This window comes from Albidovulum sp. (assembly GCF_049646345.1).
Lineage (GTDB): Bacteria > Pseudomonadota > Alphaproteobacteria > Rhodobacterales > Rhodobacteraceae > Albidovulum.
Genome location: NZ_JBARVQ010000379.1, coordinates 1 through 4,243 on the forward strand (window position 1 = coordinate 1; position 4,243 = coordinate 4,243).

Genomic DNA, 4,243 nt, shown 5'->3' on the forward strand with positions numbered 1-4,243 from the left:
GGCCCACCATCGACACCCCCCGCGCGCTGGAGGCGGCAGAGTTCCTCAAGGCGCTGCTGGATTTTTCGCCCCCCGACATCCTGTCGATGTCCTGGTACGAACGGGTCCGGCCCTATGCCGCCGGCAAGGTCGCCATGGCCTATGGCTACACGTTGCTCGCACCATACTTTGAGCTTGATCCCTCGTCGCCCGCCCATGGCCAGACCGGTTACCTGCCGCATCCGGCCGGTCCGCATGGCCATGCCGTGGCCCCGGTCGGTGGCTATGTCCTCGCCATTCCATCGAACCTGCCCGAAGACCGCCGTGTTGCGGCTGGTGAGGCGCTGATCGCCTTTACCTCGCCTGAGGCGCAGAAGCTTTACATCCAGAATGGCAGTCGTACGGCGCCGCGCTATTCGGTCGGGGCTGACCCCGATGTGCGGCGGCTTTCCACGATTTTCGAGGCGGTCGACGCGATGTCATGGCGCGATGAGTTGCAGTTCTGGCCGCGTCCTCCGGTCCCTCAGATATCCGAGATCATCCGCATCTGCGGCCAGGAAATGCACGACATGCTGCGCGGCATTGTGAGCCCGCGCCAAGCACTCAGAAACGCGCAATCGCGGGCCGAAACCGCGATGCGCCAGAACACCACCTGAAGGGAGAGACCCATGGACCCCAACCGCCTCAAGGGCAAGAACATCATGATCACCGGTGCCGCTCAGGGCATGGGGGCCTGCAATGCCGAATATTTCGCCGCGCAAGGCGCCAATGTCTGCCTTGGCGACGTCAATGTCGATGGGATCAACGAAGTCGCGAAACGGATCAACGAAGCCGGCAACGGCAAGGCCATCTCGGTCAAGCTTGATGTCACGAAGCGCGACGACAACGCCGCGGCCGTCGCGGCGACGGTCGACGCCTTCGGCTACATCAATGTTGCCTTGATGAATGCCGGCGTGAACAAGCCGAAAATGTTCATGGACATCGACGAGGACAACTGGGACCTGATCATGGACATCAATGCCAAGGGCATGCTTTTCGGCATGCAGGAGGCGGCGCGCCAGATGATCAAGCAGGGCCCGATGGACGAGGTCTACAAAATCATCAATGTCGGTTCGATCGTGTCGCGCACGGCGTTTCTGGACGTGGTTCCCTACAGCTGCTCGAAATACTGCGCGCTGGCTATGATCATCGGTGGGGCCAAGGCGCTCTGGGAGCACAACATCACCGTCAACGGTTATGCACCCGGCGTGGTCAGGACCGAACTTTGGGAACAGCTCGACAAGGATCTCGTGGAGATCGGCATGTTCGACGAGGAGGGCCAGTCGATGGACCACCTCGCCAAGACCATGATCACCATGAAGAAATACAGCTATCCCGACGACGTGAAAGGCACCGCCGCCTTCCTCGTCTCGCCCGAGAGCGATTACATGACCGGCCAGCTGATCATGATCGACGGCGGCATGATCATGCAGTGAACCGGTCCCCGAAATAACCGGGCGGGCCATCGCTCGCCTCATCCTGAATTCACAATGAAAGCGGCGAGCTGAAGCCCGCCCGCCCTACGGAGATTTTCATGTCCCGCGCCCTGACGCCCAACATCCTCACCCCCGCCGATCTGGATCCGCACTGGAAGTGGGAAGGCCGGCTTCCCGCGTGGGGTCATACATCTGTCGATTTCGAACGCCGCGTAGACCACGACCGGTTGCGCCGCTACCGTCTGTCACGCACCCGCCAGGCACTGAAGGCCAGCGATTGCGGCACTCTCCTGCTCTTCGATGTCAACAACATCCGCTATGTCTCGGCCACCAAGATCGGTGAGTGGGAGCGGGACAAGATGTGCCGCTTCTGCCTTCTGACGGGCGATGATGCGCCTTACGTCTGGGATTTCGGCTCTGCCGCCATCCATCACAAGAAATACTCCGACTGGCTGATCCCCGACCATTGCCGCGCAGGTGTCGTCGGTATGCGCGGAACGATCCCGCCGAGCTTCGGCCTTATGAAGAAATATGCCGAGGAAATCGCGGGCCTCATTCGCGATGCGGGCATGATCGACATGCCGGTCGGCGTCGATTACGCCGAAACCGCGATGTTCCACGCGCTGCAGGAAGCCGGACTGAATGTCGTTGATGGCCAGCAGATCATGCTGTCAGCGCGCGAGATCAAGAACTGGGATGAGATTCAGCTGCTGACCCAGGCTGCCAGCATGGTCGATGGCGTCTATCACATGATCTACGAAGAGCTGAAGCCCGGTGTGCGCGAGAATGACATCGTCGCCCTGTCGAACAAGATGCTCTACGAGATGGGCAGCGACGACGTCGAGGCGATCAACGCCATTTCCGGCGAGCGCTGCAACCCGCATCCGCACAATTTCACCGACCGTTTGTTCCGCCCCGGCGATCAGGCCTTCTTCGACATCCTGCAAAGCTACCAGGGCTACCGGACCTGCTATTACCGCACCTTTAACATCGGCCGCGCGACCCCCGCGCAGCATGATGCCTATGTGAAGGCGCGCGAATGGATTGACGCTTCGATCGCCGCGATCAAGCCCGGTGTCACCACTGATCAGGTCGCCAAGCTCTGGCCCAAGGCCGAGGAGTTCGGTTTTCCGGATGAGCTGTCGGCCTTCGGTCTGCAATTCGGTCACGGCCTTGGCCTCGCGCTTCACGAACGCCCCATCATCAGCCGTGCGGTCAGCCTTGAGAACCCGATGGAAATCCAGACCGGCATGGTCTTCGCGCTGGAAACCTACTGCCCGGCCGCCGACGGCTATTCCGCCGCCCGGATCGAGGAAGAGGTAGTTGTTACAGACAAGGGTTGCGAGGTCATCAGCCTCTTCCCGGCTGAAGAACTGCCTATCGCCAACCGCTATTGATTACTCCCAGACTGGCCCGCCTTTCGGGGCGGGTCACTTTTCACAGGGACCACCATGAACGCTGCCAATGCCAAGACCAATACCGAAGACTATCTGCGAATGTACCGCCAGATGGTCCGCATCCGTGCCTTTGAGGATCAGGCAAACCAGCTTTACCTCTCGGCCAAGATGCCGGGCCTGACCCACATGTATTCCGGCGAGGAAGCCGTGGCCGTGGGCATCTGCGAGGCGCTGCGCGTGACCGACAAGATCACCTCGACACATCGCGGTCACGGCCATTGCGTCGCCAAGGGCGCTGATTTCCGCGAAATGTTCTGCGAGCTTCTCGGCAAGGAAGAGGGCTATTGCCGCGGCAAGGGTGGCTCGATGCATATCGCCGACCAGGCCAATGGCAACCTTGGCGCCAATGCGATCGTCGGCGGCTCCATGGGCATCGCAACGGGCGCGGCCCTCTCGGCCAAAAGGCTCGGGCGCGATGATGTCACGGTCTGTTTCTTCGGCGATGGCGCCACGGCACAGGGGCTGATGTATGAGGTCATGAACATGGCCGCCCTTTGGAACCTGCCGGTGATCTATGCCTGCGAAAACAACCTTTACGGTGAATACACCAAGGTCGAGGAAACCGCTGCGGGTCGTATCACCGCCCGCGCCGAAGCCTTCGGGATCGAGGCTTTCACCGTCGATGGCCAGGACGTGCTGGCGGTCAACGATCTGACCCAGAAGCTCGTCGCGCGTGCCCGCAAGGGCGAAGGGCCGTTCTTCGTGGAGCTTATGACCTACCGCTATCACGGCCACCATGTCGGCGACATCAACCGCGAATATTACCGGTCGAAGGACGAAGAGGCCGACTGGAAGGCCAACCGTGACCCGATCACCAATTTCGGCAAGTGGCTGACAAAGGAAGGCATTGCCTCGGACGAGGAGCTGGACCAGATCCGCACCGATGTGAAGGCCGATGCCGCCGCCGCAGTCGACTATGCACTAACGGCGAAATACCCAGATACGTCCGAGGTAGACATGCATGTCTACGCGGCAAACGGCTGAGGCAGATCATGCGTGAAATCACACTCTCCAAGGCCGTGAACGAGGCGATCGCCGAGGAAATGCGCCGCGATCCGACAATCTTTCTGTTGGGCGAGGACGTTGCCGAGGCGGGCACACCGTTCAAGATCCTTTCGGGTCTGGTTGAAGAATTCGGCCCAGAGCGGATCATCGACACCCCCATAGCTGAACCGGGTTTCATGGGCATCGCAGTTGGCGCCGCGATGACCGGCTCGCGCCCCATCGTTGATCTCATGTTCGGCGATTTCCTGTTTCTGGTGATGGACCAGCTTTGCAATCAGGCGGCCAAGACCCATTACATGTCGGGCGGCAAACTGAACGTGCCCTTGG

General features: G+C 60.7%; 4 protein-coding genes and 1 pseudogene. All 5 read left to right on the forward strand.

Annotated features, from left to right (window positions below):
• The coding region (locus WBB85_RS09385; RefSeq protein ID WP_432638359.1) for an extracellular solute-binding protein at positions 1 to 635 on the forward strand (635 nt) is incomplete at its 5' end.
• A 12-nt stretch (positions 636 to 647) separates the two neighbouring features.
• Positions 648 to 1,454, forward strand: a complete 807-nt coding sequence (locus WBB85_RS09390) for an SDR family oxidoreductase (RefSeq protein WP_432638360.1) — start codon at positions 648 to 650, stop codon at positions 1,452 to 1,454.
• 98 nt (positions 1,455 to 1,552) lie between these two features.
• On the forward strand, positions 1,553 to 2,851 hold the full coding sequence (locus tag WBB85_RS09395; protein ID WP_432638361.1) for a M24 family metallopeptidase: 1,299 nt from the start codon (positions 1,553 to 1,555) through the stop codon (positions 2,849 to 2,851).
• Positions 2,852 to 2,905: 54 nt separating this feature from the next.
• The gene (locus WBB85_RS09400) at positions 2,906 to 3,895 is read left to right on the forward strand and encodes a thiamine pyrophosphate-dependent dehydrogenase E1 component subunit alpha (protein ID WP_432638362.1); all 990 of its coding nucleotides are present in this window, start codon (positions 2,906 to 2,908) and stop codon (positions 3,893 to 3,895) included.
• An 8-nt stretch (positions 3,896 to 3,903) separates the two neighbouring features.
• Positions 3,904 to 4,243 (forward strand): annotated as a pseudogene (locus tag WBB85_RS09405) (alpha-ketoacid dehydrogenase subunit beta); the annotation flags it as partial.